Genomic DNA, 17,093 nt, shown 5'->3' with positions numbered 1-17,093 from the left:
ATGTCCCCGCAGGCCCGACCCGGAGAACGCACGATGAGCACACCTTGGCGAAGCCGGGCGACGAGCCGCCCCCGGACCACCGAGGCCGTCCTCCTCGTGTCGCTGTTCGCGGTCGCCGTCTCCGGCTGTCTCCTGTCCTCGTCGGTGATGCCGGGACCGCCCCCGCTGTGGCCCGCCGTCACCCTGTCCGCACTCACCTGCGCGGTGCTGCCCGGACGCCGCACCCACCCCCTTCCGGTGCTGGCGGTGACCGCGCTGGGCATGGTCGCCCTGGCCGCTCTGGGGCACCTCGTGACGGCCATGAACATGGGCCCGCTCATGGTCGCGCAGTACTCGGTCAGCCTGCGCGCCGAGCGCCGGACGGCCTGGTACAGCGCGCTGGCGGTCACCGCGCTCATGGTCGCCTCCGGTCTGTTCCACGGCGAACTGCGGGACCAGTGGATCATCGGCCTGGTCAATCCGGCGGCCTGGGTGCCGCTGTCCGCGGCGCTCGGCGGCTATGTGCGGGTCCGCCGCGAGTACGCCGCCGCCAGGACCGAGCACATCGCCCGCGAGCGCGAGGAGGAGGCCCGCCACCGCGTCGTCCAGGAGCGCATGCGCATCGCCCGCGAACTCCACGACGTCGTCGCCCACCACCTCGCCCTGGCCAACGCCCAGGCGGGCACCGCCGCCCACCTCGCACGGGCCGATCCGGAGAAGGCGTACGAGATCCTGGACAAGCTCACGGGGACCACCGCGGCGGCCCTGCGCGAACTCAAGGCCACCGTCGGACTGCTGCGCCAGGACACCGACACCGACGACGGGCTGGCGCCCGCGCCCGGCCTGGCGCAGCTGCCCGGCCTGGTGGCCGCCTGCGCGACGGCCGGCCTGGACGTCACCGTCACCGAGGAGGGGCGGGCGCGGCCGCTCGCGCCGGGGCTCGACCTGACGGCGTACCGGATCGTCCAGGAGGCCCTCACCAACGTCACCAAGCACGCGGCCACCCGCACCGCGCGGGTGCGGCTCGCCCACACCCCCCACTTCCTCACCCTGACGATCACCAACGACACCGCCGGTCCCGTGCCCCGGCCCGGGCCCGGGCCCACCTCCGGCCACGGCTTCGGGCTCCTCGGCATGCGCGAACGGGCCCTCGCCGCGGGCGGCACCTTCCGCGCGGGGCCCCGGCCGGAGGGCGGCTTCGAGGTCGCCTGCACCCTTCCCCTGCACGGCCACGACGAAGGCACCGCCCCATGACCATCCGCGTCCTGCTCGCCGACGACCAGGCCCTGTTGCGGGCCACCTTCCGCATCCTCATCGACTCCGACCCCGGCCTGACCGTCGTCGCGGAGGCCACCGACGGACGGGAGGCGGTCGACCTCGCCCGCCTCCACACGCCCGACGTGGTCCTCATGGACATCCGTATGCCCGGCACCGACGGCCTGGCCGCCACCGCCGACATCTGCTCCCGGCCGGAACTCGCCGCCACCCGGGTGCTGATCCTCACCACCTTCGAGAACGACCAGAACGTCGCCAGGGCCCTGCGGGCCGGTGCCAGCGGCTTCCTCGGCAAGGACGTCGGCCCGGACGTCCTGCTCGCCGGCATCCGCACCGTGGCCGCCGGTGACTCCCTGCTCTCCCCCACGGCGACCCGGACCCTCATCACCCGCTTCCTGGCCACCCCCGACGACGACACACCGCTCGCCCCGCCCGAACGCCTCACCGCCCTCACCGAACGCGAGCGCGAGGTCATGGCGCTGGCCGCGCACGGCAAGTCCAACGCCGAGATCGCCGACCACCTCGTCGTCAGCCCGCTGACGGTGCGCAGCCACGTCCAGCGCGCCATGACCAAGCTGCACGCCCGCGACCGGGCCCAGCTCGTCGTGATCGCCTACCAGAGCGGCCTGGTGCGGCCGCGCGCACACGGGGACGGCTGACCGGCCCGGCTTTCCCCGCACCACGGGACCCGGCCGAAAAGCAGGTGCGTCGAGGCCCCGTCCGTGTCAGGCTCCGGCGGTGCGTCGTGAACAGATCTCCCTGCTTGCCCATGCCGATCACCCGATCGCGGCCCCGCTCGACGACGACTCGGTGCGGCGGCTGCTGGAACGTGGTGTCCCGCGCGACGGCGCGCGGGTGCTCGACCTCGGCTGCGGCGGCGGGGAGTGGCTGCTGCGTGCGCTGGCCGGGCATCCGGGACTGCGGGCCGAGGGCGTCGACATCTCCGCGGACTCGCTGGAGCGCGCCCGGGAGGCGGCGCGTGTGCGCGGGGTTCAGGAGCGCCTCGTGCTCCATCACGGGGACGCCGGGGACTTCGCGGCCTCCCCCACGTTCGATCTGGTGATCAGCGTCGGGGCCACGCACGCCTTCGGCGGTCTGCTCGCCACCCTCGCGGCGGCTCGCGCACACCTGGCTCCCGGCGGACGCGTCCTGATCGGCGACGGGTTCTGGGCGCGGGAGCCCTCTTCCGAGGCCGTCGAGATGCTCGGCGACCTCAGTGATCTGCCGACCACCCTGGACCGCGTCGTCGCCGACGGCTGGACCCCGGTCCACGGGCACATCAGCTCACGCCGGGAGCTCGACGACTACGAATGGGCGTGGACGGGATCGCTGGCCTCGTGGGCCCTGGACCACCCGGACGATCCGGGCAGCGCGCAGGCCCTGGCGACGGCCTCCGCCCACCGCGACGGCTGGCTGCGCGTCTACCGGGACGTTCTCGGCTTCGTCTGCCTGGTGCTGCGCCCCACGTCCGGCTGAACCGGACCGCAGGCGATGTCGTGGAAGGCGCGGCGCAGCAGCGCGGTGACGCGCTCGGGGGGAGCGTCGCGCAGGCCGTCCAGGTGGAGCAGGTGGCGTCCGATCACGGTGCCGATGGTGAGCGCGCCGATGAGTCCGGCGCGTAGCTCCGCCTCGTCGTCGACGAGATGCCGTGCGGCCTGCCGCTGCCGGGACACCATGGCGGCACGGACGTCACCGGCCGCGTCGGGGTGGGTGAACATCGACCGGATGGCGGCCAGCGCGTCGGTGGGTTCCTCGGCGAGCTTCTGCTCGAGCGCCGCCAGCAGCTGTTCGGCGGCCCGCTCCGGAGGGCCGGTCACCGGCTCCTCCCGCTCGAACCCCGACACCCGGGCGAACAGCTTGTCCTTCGACCCGAAGTAACGCATCACCAGCCCCGGATCGGTGTCCGCCGCCGCCGCGACGGCCCGGATGGTGGCCCGGTCGTAACCGACCTCGGCGAACAGTCGTCGCGCGGCGTCCAGGATGCGGGTCTCGGTGCGCCGACGCTGCTCGGCTCGGCCGGTGGGGCGGGACGTCATGATCCCAGTCTACATCTGTTGACCGACCCTGCCGCGCTCGTCTACCGTTTTCAGTCTACGGACGTTGACTGAATCGGGGTGGTTCGTCATGGGGCACGTGTTCCTTCTGTCCGCGCTCGCCGGGCTCATGGGCGCGAACGCGGTTCCGCACTTCGTCAAGGGCGTGACCGGCGAGGAGTTCCCGAACGTGTGGGGCAACGACCCGCTGCGCAACGCCGTGGCCGGAACGTTCGGCCTCGCGCTGGCGGGTGCGTTCGGGTACGGGGCCGGCCTCCCGGCCCATCCGCTCACGGGTGCCGTCGGTCTCCTCACCGGAGCGCTGGCCATGGCGGTCTTCCACGGGCTCGGCGGCGCCTACCGGCTCAACTCCGCGCTGGGGCGCCCCAATCCGCCGCGCGCCTCGCACGCGGAGACGGGGTGATCGCGGGTGGCGTCGCCACCGTCTCCCAGTCGGCCGTGCGGTCGCACCAGCGGTTCAGGAGGGTCCGGTCGTGGCCCACGGCCAGCAGGCCCGCGCCCGTCGAGGCGCGGTAGTCCTCGACGACCCCGACCAGCGCGGCCGTGGTCGACGCGTCCAGCATCGCGGTCATCTCGTCGCAGATCAGCCAGCGGGGGCGGAGCACCAGCGCGCGGGCCAGGCACGCGCGTTGGAGCTGGCCGTCGCTGACCTCGTGGGGGCGGCGGGTGAGCAGGTCGGGGGTCAGGCCGACGGTTCCGGCGAGTTCGGCCACCCGGTCGGGGACGGACGAGCGGCGGCCCGTGGCGCGCAGGGGCTCCGCGATCAGGTCGGTGAGGCTCAGGCGGGGGTCGGCGGAGAGGCGGGGCTGCTGGAAGACGACGCCGACGGTGGTGCGCAGCTCGCGCGGGGCGCGGTGGCGCCAGTGGCGTACGGGGGTGCCGTCGAGGACGACTTCCCCGGAGTCCGGACGGTGCAGGAGGGCGGCGACCCTCGCCAGGGTGGACTTGCCGCAGCCGCTGGGGCCGAGCAGGCCGACCGACTCGCCCGGAGCGACGGTGAGGGTCGCGTCCCGGACGACGGGGGCGCGACGGTCGTAACCGGCGGTGATGGCGCGCAGTTCAAGCACGGATGTCCTCGGGGGTGGGTGCCGGGGCCGGGTGGTGGCAGGCGATCGACCCGGTGAAGGGCGGGAGCGCCGTGCAGGCGTCGGTGGCCCGGTCGCAGCGGGCGGCGAAGGCGCAGCCGTCGGGGAGGTCACCGAGTTCGGGGGGCATGCCGGGGATGGGGGTGAAGGCCCGGTCGGGGAGGGCGTCCAGGAGGCCCCGGCTGTAGGGGTGGCGGGGGCCGGGCGCGCCGAAGAAGGCGGTCGCGTCGGCGAGTTCGACGATGCGGCCCGCGTACATGACCGCGACCCGGTCGGCGATGCGTTCCGCCGCCGCGAGATCGTGGGTGATCATCAGCAGGGCCCGGCCGCCGTCGGCGTCGACGTGGCGGCGCAGTTCGTCGGCGGTGCGGTCCACCAGGTCGCGGTCCAGCCCTGTGGTGGGTTCGTCGGCGAGGAGCAGGGGTGCGTCACCGATCAGGGCGAGGGCGGTGGCGGCGCGCTGGGCCAGGCCGCCGGAGAGTTCGTGCGGGTGGCGGTCGAGGTGGTCCGGCGGGAACCCGGCCCGTCCGGCGGCCCGTTCGGCCGCCGCGCGCAGGGCCGCGCGGCCCCGGACGCCGGTGAGCTGGGCGACCGTCTCCTCCATCTGGGAGCGGATGGTGCGTACCGGGGTGAGGTGGGCGGCGGGGCTCTGCGGGATGAGGCCGATGCGACGGCCCCGCACGGTGCGGGCGAGGGTGCGTTCGTCGGCGGTCAGCAGGTCCAGGTCGCCGAGGTGGGCGTGGCCCGCCGTCTGCGCGTTGGCGGGGAGCAGGCCGAGGAGGGCGGAGGCGAGGACGGACTTGCCGCAGCCGCTCTCACCGATCAGGGCGAGGCATTCGCCGGGCGCCACGTCGAAGCGGGCGTCGGTGACGGCGGCGACACGGCGGCCGCCCGGCAGCAGGAAGCGTACGGAAAGGCCGCGCACCGACAGCACGGGGGATCGCTCGGTCACAGGGCCAGCTCCGATCGGCGGCGGGGGTTGATCCGCTCCCGCCAGACACCGGCGAGGCCGGCGATGGCGAGGGTGGGGATGATCAGGAACAGGCCGGGGAAGAGGGTCGGCCACCACTGTCCGGCGAGCAGGGAGCCGCGGGCGTCCTGGATGAGGGTGCCGAGGCTGGCGGTGTGGGCGGGCAGGCCGAGGCCGAGGAAGGACAGGGCCGACTCGTGCCACATGGCGTGCGGCACCATCAGGACGGCGGCGAGGCCGGCCTGGGGCAGCACGCCGGGCAGCAGGTGCCGTACGACGACCCGCCACCGGGAGGCGCCGCCGGAGACGGCCGCGTCGATGTACGGGCGGGAGCGCAGCGAGAGGACCTCGGCGCGGACGATACGGGCGGTGGACAGCCAGTGGGTGAGGCCGACGGAGATCACCACCGGCCAGACGCCCGGCCGGAACATGGCGACGATGAAGACGCCGAGCAGCAGGTGCGGTACGGAGGAGAAGGTGTCGACCAGGCGCATGACCGCGCGGTCGGTCCAGCCGCCGAGCGCGCCGGCGGCGGCGCCGACGGCGGTGCCGATCACGGTGGCGGCGAGCGCGGCCACCACTCCCACGAGCAGGGAGACCCTGAGCCCGTACACGCAGCGCAGCAGCAGGTCGCGGCCCACGTCGTCGGTGCCGAAGGGGTGGGACCAGGACGGCGGCAGGAGTTTGGCGGCGAGGTCGACGGCCTGCTGGTCGAGCCGGACCAGCGGCGGTACGAGGAGCACCGCGAGGACGGTCACGGCGACCAGGGCCGCGGAGACGCGCAGGCGGAGGGTGTGGGTGGAGCGGCGGGCGGTGCCGTGCGCGCGCCACACCGTCTTCGTCACAGCGGTGGTGTCAGCAGCCATGGGAGTCACATCCGTGGGGGGCACGTCCGTGGGGGGCACGTCCATGGGGGTCACGTCCATGGGGGTCACGTCCATGGGGGTCACGTCCATGGGGGTCACATCTCATTCAGCTTCACCCTCGGGTCGATCAGTCCGTAGAGCAGGTCGGCGAGGAGGTTTCCGGCGAGGACGGCGGCGGTGGCGAGGGTGGTCAGCGCGGCCAGCAGCGGGAAGTCGACGGAGGTGGCCGCCTCCACGGTGGCCGCGGCGATGCCCGGCCAGCTGAACACGGTCTCCACCAGCAGGGCGCCGGTGATGAGTTCGGGGACGCGGGAGCCGATCAGGGTGAGGACGGGCAGCAGTCCGGAGCGCAGGGCGTGGCCGAGCAGGACGGTGCGTTCGCTCAGGCCGCGGGCGCGGGCGCCGCGCACGGGGTCCTCCGCGAGGGCGTCGCCGACGCCCTGACGGACGTAGAGCGTGAACCAGGGCAGCTGGGAGACGGCGAGGACGCCGGCGGGCAGGATCAGGTGGCTCGTGACCTGGCCGAAGGTGACCTGTTCGCTGCCGGTGTCGGTGAGGCCGCCGGCCGGGAGGACGTCCAGCTCGAGGGCGAACAGCCAGACGGCGAGCAGGGCGATCCAGAAGACCGGGGCGGCCTCCAGGGCGTACGCGAGGGAGGTGACCGCGCGGTCGAGGAGCGAGCCGGGGCGGCGGGCGGCGAGCACGCCGAGCACGGTGCCGAGCAGGACGGCGACGGCGAACGCGACGGCGCACAGCAGGGCCGACCAGACCAGGCGTTCGCCGATGACCTCGGCGACGGGCTGGCGCATGACGGTGGACTGGCCGAGGTCGCCGCCGAACGCGGAGGTCAGCCAGTCCCACCAGCGGGCGGTGAACGGCCGGTCCACGCCGAGGTTCTCGCGCAGCCGGTCCAGGGTCTCCTGGTCGGCGCCGAGCGCGGCGGTGCCGGCGTACGCCTTGACGGGGTCGAAGGGGGAGGCGGCGGCGACGGCGAACACGCCGAAGGTGACGACGAGCAGCATGGGCACGGCGAACAGGGCCCGCCGTGCCGTGAGCCGGGTCATCTCTCCCCAGGGGAGGGAGGTCATGCGCCGGGCTGCCAGTCCTCGACGTTCCACCAGGGGCCGCTGGCGAAGCCGTGCTCGTGCGGTTCGGTCTGGGTGGTGAGGTCCTTCCAGCGGTCGGCGAGGACGTACATGTGGTCGATGTGGGTGAGGAAGGTGTAGCCGGGGTTCTTCACCAGTTCGCGCTGGAGGGTGTCGTAGGCGGCCTCGCGGTCCTCGGGGTCCTGGCCGCGGCGGCCGGTGTCGAGGGCCTCGTCGACGGCCGGGTTGTCGTAGAGGGCCATGTTGTTGAAGCCGTCGCCGGCGAGGGAGGAGTGCAGCAGGGTGTAGAGGCCGAAGTCGGGGTCGCCGGTGCTGCCGAAGCCGGCGAGGACGGCGTCGTGCTTCATCCGGGGTTCGATGACCTCCCAGGTGGCGCTCTCGACCTCGACGTCGACGCCGGCCTTCTTGGCGTCGGAGGCGTAGGCGAGGGCGTGGTCCTGGCGGACCTTGTCGCCGGAGGGGTAGTAGAGGGTGAAGCGGGCGGGGCGGCCGTCCTTGGCGCGGATGCCGTCCTCGCCGGGCTTCCAGCCGGCCTCGTCGAGGATGCTCCTGGCCTTGCCGAGGTCCTGGGGGCGTTCGACGTCCTCGGCGAACCAGGGGTCGTCGAGGGGCAGCGGGCCGTAGGCGGGGCGGCCGGCGCCGTCGAGGATCTTGTCGACCATGGTCGCGCGGTCCACGGCCAGGTCCAGGGCGCGGCGGATCGCGGTGTCGCCGGCGACCGGGTTGCCGGTGGGGAGGGTGACGGCGCGGAAGTCGTACGACGTCGCCCGGTACGTCTTCTTGCCGTCGTCGCTCTTGAAGGTGGCGGCGAGGTTGGGCGGGAGGGTCGCGCCGTCGAGGTCGCCGGAGCGCAGCCGGGTGGCGCGGACGTCGTCGTCGGCGATGATCGCCATGGTGAGCTTTTTCACCTTCGGGGCGCCGCCCCAGTAGTCCGGATTGGCCTTGAAGGTGAGCTTTTCGCCCTTGCTCCAGCCGGTGAGGACGTACGGGCCGGTGCCGATCGGCTCGGTGTTGAAGGAGCCGGTGTTGGGGTCCTGTTCGCCCGCTATGTGCTCGGGGACGATGGGCAGCACCGTGCGGGCGGCGAAGGCCGCGTAGGGGTAGTCCAGGGTGAAGACGACCTTGTCGTCGCCGTCCGCCCGGACCTGCTTGACGGCGTCCAGTTCGCTCTTGGCGGTGTTGTTGGTCCTGTCGTCCAGGACGGTGCGGTACGTGAACACCACGTCGTCGGCGGTGAGCGGCTCGCCGTCGCTGAACTTCACGCCGTCGCGCAGGGTGTACGTGTAGGTGCGGCCGCCGTCGGTGATCTCGGGGAGCGCCTTCGCCAGGGCGGGCTTCAGCTTCATGTCGGCGTCGCGGGCGAGGAGTCCGTCGAAGATCTTGGAGTTGCCGTCCTTGCCGTAGCCGAGCAGGGGGCTGAGGGTGTCCGGTTCGGACGGGACCCCGATCACGACGGAATCGGCGGACGCCCCGCCGTCCGCGCCGCCGTCGCCCGGCGCCGAGCAGGCGGCGACCGCACCGGCCATCGCGAGCGCGGCGGCGGCACCCCGCATTCGTCGGGTCGTCATCGAACCTCACATTCCTGATGCCTGGAAATCGTTGTTGCATATTAATTGCAGCAAGGTACTGCCCAGGACGTCGGCCCCTCACTCCCCCGCCCCGGCGGGCGGCGCCGCTCGTGTCAAGTGCGCAGGTGCGCGCCGGTGTGCGAGCCGCCGGGCGCCGGGCGCGCGCCCCCTGTGGCCGCTTGTCACCGGACCGGAACGGGCACTACTGTCACCACGCCTTGGTGACGGGAAATCGGTGCGATACCGGTGCGGCCCTCGCCACTGTGATCGGGAAGTCCGGCTCCGGCCCTCACGGGCAGCCACTGGGTCCTTCGGGACCCGGGAAGGCGGAGCACGGGCGGTGGTACCCGTCAGCCAGGAGACCGGCCAAGGCGCGTCAACCATCCACGAGGTGCTGGAGAGGGTCTGCTGAGCCATGCACATAGCCGAGGGTTTTCTGCCACCGGCGCACGCGGTCGCCTGGGGCGTCGCGTCGGCGCCGTTCGTCGTCCACGGAGCCCGGTCGCTCGTCCGCGACGTCAGGGAGCATCCCGAGAGCACGCTGCTCCTCGGCGCGTCGGGAGCGTTCACGTTCGTCCTGTCCGCGCTGAAACTGCCGTCCGTCACGGGGAGTTGCTCCCACCCCACCGGCACGGGTCTGGGCGCGATCCTGTTCCGGCCGCCGGTCATGGCGGTGCTGGGCACCATCACCCTGCTGTTCCAGGCGCTGCTGCTCGCCCACGGCGGGCTGACCACGCTGGGCGCCAACGTCTTCTCGATGGCGGTCGTCGGCCCCTGGGCCGGGTACGGGATCTACCGGCTGCTGCGCCGGTACGACGTGCCGCTGATGGTGGCGGTGTTCTCCGGCGCGTTCGTCGCCGACCTGTCGACGTACTGCGTGACGAGCGTGCAGCTGGCGCTCGCCTTCCCCGACCCGGGCAGCGGCTTCCTGGGCGCGCTGGGCAAGTTCGGCTCCATCTTCGCCGTGACGCAGATCCCGCTCGCGGTGAGCGAGGGGCTGCTGACGGTGCTGGTGATGCGCATGCTGGTGCAGTCGAGCAAGGGGGAGCTGACGCGGCTCGGGGTGCTGGTGACGTCGGTGGCCGGGCGGAAGACGGCGAAGTCGTCCGACTCGGCGGAGGCGGTGGTCCGATGAGCCGCAACGCGAAGATCAACACGCTGCTGCTGGTGCTGGTGGCCGCGCTCGCCGTGATCCCGTTGGTGTTCGGGCTCGGCGACCACAAGGAGGAGCCCTTCGCCGGCGCGGACGCCGAGGCGGAGACGGCGATCACCGAGCTCGACCCGGACTACGAGCCCTGGTTCTCGCCGCTGTACGAACCGCCGTCCGGCGAGATCGAGTCGGCGCTGTTCGCCCTCCAGGCGGCACTCGGCGCGGGCGTCCTCGCGTACTACTTCGGGGTGCGGCGCGGGCGGCGGCAGGGGGAGGCGCGGGCGCTGGAGCGGCTGCGGGCGGAAACGAACGCGGACACGGACGCGGACACGGACGCCGAGGCCGTTTCCGAACGACGACGGGTCTGACGGCGCATGCTGCCGATCGACGCGGCGGCGCACGGCAGTCGCTGGCGCCGCCGTCATCCCGTGGACAAGGCCGTGCTGGGACTGGGCCTCACCGTGCTCGCGATCTCGCTGCCGCCCTGGCCGGGCGCGGCCCTGGTGCTGGTGGCGGCGCTCGCGGTGCTGCTCGGCCCGGCGGGGGTGCCGGGCCGACGGCTGTGGCGGGCGTACCGGGTGCCGCTGGGTTTCTGCGTCACCGGGGCGCTGCCCCTGCTGGTGCGGGTGGGCGGGCCGGGCGGGTTCGTGTCCTGGGCCGAGGACGGGCCGCTGCGCGCCGGGGAGTTGCTGCTGCGCACGTCGGCGGCCTCGCTGGGCGTGCTGCTGTTCGCTTTCACCACACCGATGTCCGACCTGCTGCCGCGCCTGGTGCGGGCCGGGGTGCCGGCCCCGCTCGTGGACGTGGCGCTGGTGACGTACCGGATGAGCTTCCTGCTGCTGGACTCGGTGCGCCGCGTCCACCAGGCGCAGGCGGCCCGGCTCGGGCACACCACCCGGGCGGCGACGTGGCGTTCGCTGGGCGGGCTCGGCGCGACCGCGTTCGTCCGGTCCTTCGACCGGGCGGCGCGGCTGCAGACCGGGCTCGCCGGACGCGGCTACGACGGCACCCTGCGCGTGCTGGTGCCCGAGGCCCGTGTCTCCGTCCGGTTCATGGTCGCGAGCGTGGCGCTCCTTGCGGCGCTGGCCGTCCTCACCCTCGTACTGGAAAGGCGACTGCCGTGAGCGAGTCCGTGCTGCTGGCCCTGCGGGGCGCGTCGTTCGCGTACGAGGACGGCCCGCCCGTGCTCGGCGGCCTGGACTTCGAGGTGCGCGAGGGACGCGCGCTGGCGCTGCTGGGACGCAACGGCAGCGGCAAGACGACGCTGATGCGGCTGCTGAGCGGCGGACTTCGTCCTGACGACGGCGAGTTGACCGTCGAGGGACGGCCGGTGCGCTACGACCGCACAGGCCTGACGGCGCTGCGCACCACCGTGCAGCTGGTGGTGCAGGACCCCGACGACCAGTTGTTCGCGGCGTCGGTCGGCCAGGACGTGTCGTTCGGGCCGCTCAACCTCGGCCTGTCCGACACGGAGGTGCGCGCCCGGGTGGCGGAGTCACTCGCCGCGCTGGACATCACCGCCCTCGCCGACCGTCCCACGCACCTGCTGTCCTACGGGCAGCGCAAGCGGACGGCGATCGCGGGCGCGGTCGCCATGCGGCCCCGCGTGCTGATCCTGGACGAGCCGACGGCGGGCCTGGACCCCGACGGCCAGGAACGCCTGCTCGCCACCCTCGACGGCCTGCGCGAGAACGGCACGACGGTCGTCATGGCCACCCACGACGTGGACCTCGCCCTGCGCTGGGCCGACGACGCGGCCCTGCTCACCCCGTCGGGCGCGCACACCGGTCCGGCGGCCGACGTGCTGGCCCGCACGGACCTCCTCGCGGCGGCGGGGCTGCGGCTGCCGTGGGGGGTGGCGGTCGGGCGGCTGCTCCGGGCGCAGGGGCTGGTGACCGGCTCGGCCGTCGGCCCCCGCTCCCCGGAGGAACTGGCGGCCCTGGTGACCGCGTCCGTCACCGGCGGTGACGCGCACGTCCCGTGAGGGGCGTCACCGGCGCGATCACCCGGGCGCGGGCGGCGTCTCAGGTGTCCTCCGGGGGCCGCCGGGCCGCGTGTCGGGACCCCGGGCCGGCCGGCGGACGGCGTGGGTCGGCGGCGCGGGTGATGGCCGACTCGACCGCGGTGATGCGGTCGGCGAGGAGGGCGAGCGCCGCCACCGCTCGGGACAGGGCGTCCTGGTCGGGGGCGCCCAGGGTCAGGGTGCGGACGTGGGCGGACTTCACCGCGGTCCAGCGGGCCGCCTGTTCGGCGGTGAGCGTGCCGCGCAGTTCGGCGAGTTTGAGGAGGTTCGCCTCGGCGCCCGTGGTGAGGGTCTGGGCCTCGGCCGTGTAGTGGTCGTCGATGACGGCGGCCAGCTCGGTGTCGTTCATGACGGGCTGGATCCGCTGGGCGATCTTGTTCATGTTGCGGTAGGAGCCCTGGAGCCGGAACGGCGGCTCGGTGCGGGCGTCGTCGGACCGGGCGGCGGAGGCGATGTACGCCGCGTTGACGGCGAGGACCGTGCGGCGTGCGGTGAGCAGGTGGCGCAACACCGCCAGGACGCGGTCCAGTTCGGTGGGGGCGTAGGGATGGGTGAGGCGGTCGGCGCGGGCGGTGGGGTCGTTCCCGGCGAGGCGGATCAGCAGGTCCAGGTCGGTACGGTCGCGGCCGGCGAGCGGGGCGAGCACCGGGTTGGCGGTGAGGGCGTTCTCCACGAAGCTGAGCGCGAAGACGTCCTCCTTGCCGGTGAGGACGTCACCGAGGTTCCACACGTCGGCGCGGTTGGCCAGCATGTCCGGAACCCGGAAGGCGTCACCGGACTCGGTGTAGGGGTTGCCGGCCATGCAGACGGCGAACCGCTTCCCGCGCAGGTCGTAGGTGCGCGGCTCACCCTCCCACACGCCCTCCATCCGGCGCGTGGCGTCGCACAACGGGATGAACTTCTGCAGCAGTTCGGGCGAGGTGTGCTGGATGTCGTCGAGGTACAGGAGGGTGTTGTTGCCGGCGGCCAGCGCGAAGTTGATCTTCTCGATCTCCTGGCGGGCGGTGGCGTTCGGCGCCTCGGCCGGGTCGAGCGAGGTGACCGCGTGACCGAGGGCCGGACCGCTGACCTTCACCAGGACCAGGCCGAGGCGGTCGGCGACGTACTCCATGAGGGTCGTCTTGCCGTAGCCGGGCGGGGAGACGAGCAGCAGCAGGCCGCCGGTGCCGGTGCGGCCCGACTCCCCCGTGGTGCCGAGCTGTTTGGCGAGGCTGTCGCCGACCAGCGGGAGGTAGACCTCGTCGACCAGCCGGTTGCGGACGAACGACGACATCACGCGCGGCCGGTGGTCGTCCAGGCGCAGCCGGGTGCGCTCGGCGGTCACCAGGGCGGTGCGGCGGCGCTGGAAGGCGCGGAAGGCGGGTGCGTCACGCTCCCTGAACTCCTCGGTGCGGGCGAGGAACTCGTCCAGGCGGAGGGTGAGGCGGCGGTCGGTGATCCGGGGGTGGGTGCCGAGCAGGCCGTCCACGGTGACGGTCAGGGGTGCGTCGGAGGTGTGGCGGGGTGTGTCCGGGCAGAGTTCGGCGGCCACGGCCTCCGCGAGGTCGCCGGCGGTCATCTGTTCGCCGGTGGTCGCGGCGTACGCGGTCAGCCAGGCCTCGACCAGTTGGCGGCGGGCGGTGAGGCCGGCGAGGGCCGGGAGGTCGTCGTCGTAGGCCTCGATGGTGACCTCGCGGCGGAACGTGTCGAGGAGCGTGCGGGTACGGGCGCTGAGGACGAAGCCCTCGGGACCGGTGGTCAGTTCGTCGAAGAGGTACGCGGCGCAGGCCTCCGGGCGGGCGGTGGCGTCCTCGTCCCAGGCGCGTACGGCCCCCGCGAGTTCCGTGCGCAGCGCGTCCAGGGCGGGCGGGGGGCCGAAGACGTCGCGGACGCGGGCCAGGGAGCGGGCGCGGCGGGTGAGGTCGGCGCGCTCCTGTGCCGTGGTGCCGTGCGTCCAGTACAGCAGGGCGTGGGCGCGGGCGGCGGGCTCGTGGCGCAGCGGGCCCGCGCCGTCGTACAGGGGCAGGAGGACGGTGAGGATCGCGGTGGCGTCGTGGTCGTGGACGCCCCGCTCGTACCCCTCGTCGTACGCCTCCTCGGCGGCCCGGCGGACCAGGGCGGCGAGGTCGTCCGTGCCGGTCAGGGCGTCGGGGCCGGGCTCGTGCAGCAGGCGGGCGGCGAGGTGCTCGGCGCGGTAGACCTCGGGCGACTCGGACGGCAGGTGCCGGTTCCGGAGCGGGCGGTCGGCGAGGAGGGCGGGGTCGGTGACGGGGGCGCGGTAGTCGGTGCCGGTGAGGGCGAGCGCGAGGCCGTCGCCGTGCGGGACGACGGTGAGGTCGAAGGGCTGGGTGGAGACGGCGAACCGGTGGCCGCCCAGCCGGAGGGCGCGTCCGCCGTCCGCGTAGAGGTCGGTGCGGTCGCGCAGGGCGCGGGCGGCCTCCTGCCGGGCGGAGCGCAGCCGGCCGTCGAGTTCCTCGGCCCGGACGCGGTCGCCGAGTTCGCGCAGTTCGTCGGCGGTGCGGCGGACCTTGGTGACCAGTGGGTCGGAGGCGAAGTAGGTGCTCACCGCGTCGGCGTCGGGGAGCGCGGCGGAACGTCGCGTGACCGTCTCCAGTACGCGGACGGCGGCGGACGCGAGCTGCTCGGCGCGGCGGGCCCGGGCGTCGGACAGGCTCTGCTTGCGGGCGGAGAACGCCTCGTGGATCTCGGTGCGCCGGTCGGCGAGCTCGCCGAGGACGTCGTCGAACTCGGCGAACCGGGACTCCAGGGCTTCCAACCGGGCCAGTACCCGCGTCAGTTGTTCGTCGCAGGCCTCCGGAGTGCGGGCCGCCGCGAGGGCGCCGGTGACCGTCTGGCCGAGCAGGGCGAGTTCGGCGGCGAAACCGGCACGCGCCTCACGGTCGAGGAGCGACCGGCGGCGGGCGTCGAGGGTGGCGCGGGCGCGGTTGACGCCTCCCATCGCCTCGGCGACCCGCTCCAGGACGGCCGTGCGGACGGTGGTGTCGGCGATGTCGAGCCCGGCGACCACCTCGGTCACCGTGCCCAGCCCGTCGGCGAGCTCGTCCAGGCGGGTGGCGACCGGGGCCGCTTCGGCGGTGGTGGTGATCGACCCGGCGTCGGCGACCAGCCGTTCGACGTCCGCGTGGTGGGCGGCGAAGGCGTCCTCGCGGGCCAGGAAGGCGATCGCGCGCTGCCCGAAGGAGGCGAGGTCGGCCCCGGCCCCGTCGGCCAGCGCGTCGATGCGGGCGTGGTCCGCGTACCGCATGTCCTTCAGGGTCAGCAGATGGCCCTGGGCGTGGCGGAGTTCGGTCAGTCCGGTGACCCAGGCGGCGGCCTCGCGCGGCTGCTCGCCGCGCAGCCGGCGCACCACGGAGGCGATCCGGTCCGCCGCCTCGTCGAGCGCGTCGGCGGCCCGGACGGTGAGGTCGCGCACGGTCTCGAACTCGGCCAGCACCTGGTCGGAGGTGGCCCGCATCTGTTCCAACGGCGTGCGCAGATCGCCGAGTTCGGTGTCGCCCAGCCAGTGGTGGGCGTCCAGTGCGCGGACGCAGGCGGCCACCAGGGCGGTGTACACCTCGGTGGTGGGGGTGGTCTCGGTGACGGAGCGGGCCAGGGACAGGCAGTCGGAGATGCCGCGTACGAGGTCGGCGTTGCCGACCCGGGCCAGCGGGCCCTCGCCGACGGGCTGTGCGGCGGCGTGGGTGTCGGAGACGTAGGGCGAGTGCCACAGCTGCACGGGGTGGACGCGGGCGGGTTCGTCGCCGTCGGGGCGCAGCAGGGCGAGGAGTCCGTCGTCGAACAGCGCCCAGCCGTGGCAGGCCATCGGGGTGGCGACCGCCTCGCGGATGAGGTTGTACGACAGCAGCAGCGCGCGCCCGCGTCCGGGCGCGTGGAAGACGTACAGCACGTCCTCGCCGTGCGGCGAGCGCACCTCGTGGGCGAACTCCATGCCGTCCGTGTCGAGTTCGTACGTCTTGTGCGGGCCGGTGGCGAGGCAGTAGCCGCCGGGGAAGACGATGCCCTGGTCGTCGGGGAGCCGGCGGCAGCCCTGTCCGATGCCGTCGAGGCGGACGACGGACCGGGTGAGGGTGTTGAAGACCAGGTGACGGTGGGCGGTCTCCTTGTACGGCAGGACGCGCAGCAGGATCAGGGGGCCGACGCGGGCGTGCGCGATCTCGGCGTCGGCGAGGGACTGCAGGGGCTCGTCGACCGGTTCGCTGTGGATGCCGTCGGGGGTGGCGGTGTCGTTGTCGGTCTTGACGGTGAGGGTGCCGCCGAGGGTGTCGACGAAGACCTCGCCCCGGACGGAGACGTGCGGGTGGCGGCCGAGGACGTGGTCCTCGCGGGTGGTGGGCGTCCAGTCGATGCCGGCGGGCGGGGTGCGGGCGTGGTCGCGGTCGCCGCGCGCGTCCAGGAAGACCGCCGAGCGGCCGTCCTCCGGGATCGTCCAACGCAGGACGCGGATGTCGCCGGCCTTCTCCCCGGTCTGGAAGACGGCGAGCAGCTTGCCGTCGACCCGGCGCAGCCGCAGCAGGCGCGCCTGGCGGTAGTAGCGGTGCAGGGCGGCGAACTCGCGCACGAAGCCGGGGTCGTCGAGGAGTCCGGGCACGGCGTCGTCGGGGAGCCGGTTCAGCTCGCGGTCGTGCGGGGCGAGGACGTCGCCCACCGCGGTGTCGGTCTCCGGACGGGGCCGGGTGTCGTAGCCGAAGAGCAGGACGTTCCCGACGGCGACGATGTCGCGGGGTACGGCGGTGCGGTCGGTGCGCAGCCGCTCGGTGCCGGTGAGGCGCAGTTCCGGGGCGCCGAACTCCTCGGCCCGGCGGTGGTTCAACGCCTCCGCGCGGCGGGCGAGTTCGGCGGCCCGGTCGGCGAGGCGGTCGCGCAGCACCTGGTAGGCGCCGCCGTCGACCGCCGGGTGGGCCGCGGTGCGGTGGTCGCCCGCGTCGGGGGTCTCGCGCGGGGCCGTGTTCGTGGGCTCGTGGGTGCCGGTGGTCATGGCTGCCTCTCGGAAGGTGCGGCCGGGAGCCGCCGTCCCCTG

Annotated in this window: 15 protein-coding genes and 1 riboswitch; of the genes, 8 read left to right on the top strand and 7 right to left on the bottom strand. The window is 74.0% G+C overall.

The window, feature by feature from the left end:
* Positions 1-33 precede the first annotated feature (33 nt).
* From KUM38_RS11260 to KUM38_RS11250, 3 genes are all read left to right on the top strand, one after another.
* Positions 34-1,233, top strand: a complete 1,200-nt coding sequence (locus KUM38_RS11260) for a sensor histidine kinase (protein WP_217129171.1) — start codon at positions 34-36, stop codon at positions 1,231-1,233.
* Positions 1,230-1,913 (top strand): response regulator transcription factor, encoded by a 684-nt coding sequence (locus tag KUM38_RS11255; protein ID WP_217129170.1) that lies wholly within the window; start codon positions 1,230-1,232, stop codon positions 1,911-1,913. Before KUM38_RS11260 ends, KUM38_RS11255 begins: the two co-directional genes overlap by 4 nt.
* A gap of 79 nt (positions 1,914-1,992) precedes the next feature.
* The gene (locus KUM38_RS11250; RefSeq protein ID WP_217129169.1) at positions 1,993-2,730 is read left to right on the top strand and encodes a cyclopropane-fatty-acyl-phospholipid synthase family protein; all 738 of its coding nucleotides are present in this window, start codon (positions 1,993-1,995) and stop codon (positions 2,728-2,730) included.
* On the opposite strand, the gene KUM38_RS11245 is transcribed toward KUM38_RS11250, so the two are convergent.
* Positions 2,676-3,290 carry a TetR/AcrR family transcriptional regulator gene (locus KUM38_RS11245; RefSeq protein ID WP_217129168.1) on the bottom strand — a complete coding sequence of 205 codons (615 nt, stop codon included), beginning with the start codon at positions 3,288-3,290 and terminating at the stop codon, positions 2,676-2,678. The two genes, KUM38_RS11250 and KUM38_RS11245, sit on opposite strands and share 55 nt — an antisense overlap.
* Positions 3,291-3,378: 88 nt before the next feature.
* On the opposite strand from KUM38_RS11245, the gene KUM38_RS11240 reads away from it, so the two are divergent.
* A complete protein-coding gene (locus KUM38_RS11240) occupies positions 3,379-3,711 on the top strand; it encodes a hypothetical protein (protein ID WP_217129167.1) in 333 nt (110 codons plus the stop codon).
* On the opposite strand, the gene KUM38_RS11235 is transcribed toward KUM38_RS11240, so the two are convergent.
* The 5 genes from KUM38_RS11235 to KUM38_RS11215 all read right to left on the bottom strand — a co-directional run bounded on the left by KUM38_RS11235 (position 3,653) and on the right by KUM38_RS11215 (position 8,903).
* Positions 3,653-4,375, bottom strand: a complete 723-nt coding sequence (locus KUM38_RS11235; protein ID WP_217129166.1) for an ABC transporter ATP-binding protein — start codon at positions 4,373-4,375, stop codon at positions 3,653-3,655. The genes KUM38_RS11240 and KUM38_RS11235 overlap by 59 nt on opposite strands.
* On the bottom strand, positions 4,368-5,345 hold the full coding sequence (locus KUM38_RS11230) for an ABC transporter ATP-binding protein (protein ID WP_217129165.1): 978 nt from the start codon (positions 5,343-5,345) through the stop codon (positions 4,368-4,370). Before KUM38_RS11230 ends, KUM38_RS11235 begins: the two co-directional genes overlap by 8 nt.
* Complete coding sequence (locus tag KUM38_RS11225; protein WP_217129287.1) at positions 5,342-6,229, bottom strand: ABC transporter permease; 888 nt, start codon at positions 6,227-6,229, stop codon at positions 5,342-5,344. Before KUM38_RS11225 ends, KUM38_RS11230 begins: the two co-directional genes overlap by 4 nt.
* Positions 6,230-6,324: 95 nt before the next feature.
* Complete coding sequence (locus tag KUM38_RS11220) at positions 6,325-7,293, bottom strand: ABC transporter permease (RefSeq protein ID WP_217129286.1); 969 nt, start codon at positions 7,291-7,293, stop codon at positions 6,325-6,327.
* Between the two features lie 20 nt (positions 7,294-7,313).
* A complete protein-coding gene (locus KUM38_RS11215; RefSeq protein WP_217129164.1) occupies positions 7,314-8,903 on the bottom strand; it encodes an ABC transporter substrate-binding protein in 1,590 nt (529 codons plus the stop codon).
* A 202-nt stretch (positions 8,904-9,105) separates the two neighbouring features.
* A riboswitch (cobalamin riboswitch) is annotated at positions 9,106-9,289 on the top strand.
* A gap of 29 nt (positions 9,290-9,318) precedes the next feature.
* Between KUM38_RS11215 and KUM38_RS11210 the strand changes: the two genes are divergently transcribed.
* Genes KUM38_RS11210 through KUM38_RS11195 form a run of 4 tightly spaced genes read left to right on the top strand, consistent with a single transcriptional unit; the run spans position 9,319 to position 12,037 of the window.
* Entirely contained in the window at positions 9,319-10,038 is a 720-nt protein-coding gene (locus KUM38_RS11210; RefSeq protein ID WP_217129163.1) for an energy-coupling factor ABC transporter permease, read from the top strand.
* Complete coding sequence (locus tag KUM38_RS11205; RefSeq protein ID WP_254396986.1) at positions 10,035-10,421, top strand: energy-coupling factor ABC transporter substrate-binding protein; 387 nt, start codon at positions 10,035-10,037, stop codon at positions 10,419-10,421. The genes KUM38_RS11210 and KUM38_RS11205 overlap by 4 nt, the downstream gene beginning before the upstream one ends.
* A gap of 6 nt (positions 10,422-10,427) precedes the next feature.
* Positions 10,428-11,177, top strand: coding sequence for a cobalt ECF transporter T component CbiQ (gene cbiQ / locus KUM38_RS11200; protein ID WP_217129162.1), 750 nt, complete (start codon positions 10,428-10,430; stop codon positions 11,175-11,177).
* Positions 11,174-12,037: an energy-coupling factor ABC transporter ATP-binding protein gene (locus tag KUM38_RS11195; RefSeq protein WP_217129161.1), complete on the top strand. Its 864-nt coding sequence runs from the start codon at positions 11,174-11,176 to the stop codon at positions 12,035-12,037. The genes cbiQ and KUM38_RS11195 overlap by 4 nt, the downstream gene beginning before the upstream one ends.
* Before the next feature lie 40 nt (positions 12,038-12,077).
* On the opposite strand, the gene KUM38_RS11190 is transcribed toward KUM38_RS11195, so the two are convergent.
* Positions 12,078-17,051, bottom strand: a complete 4,974-nt coding sequence (locus tag KUM38_RS11190; protein ID WP_217129160.1) for a DNA repair ATPase — start codon at positions 17,049-17,051, stop codon at positions 12,078-12,080.
* Positions 17,052-17,093 lie beyond the last annotated feature (42 nt).

This window comes from Streptomyces sp. AC558_RSS880, from assembly GCF_019049255.1.
In the GTDB taxonomy this organism is placed as follows: Bacteria; Actinomycetota; Actinomycetes; order Streptomycetales; family Streptomycetaceae; genus Streptomyces.
Note: the sequence above shows the minus strand (reverse complement) of the source record. Positions and strands in the feature narration are given on the sequence as shown.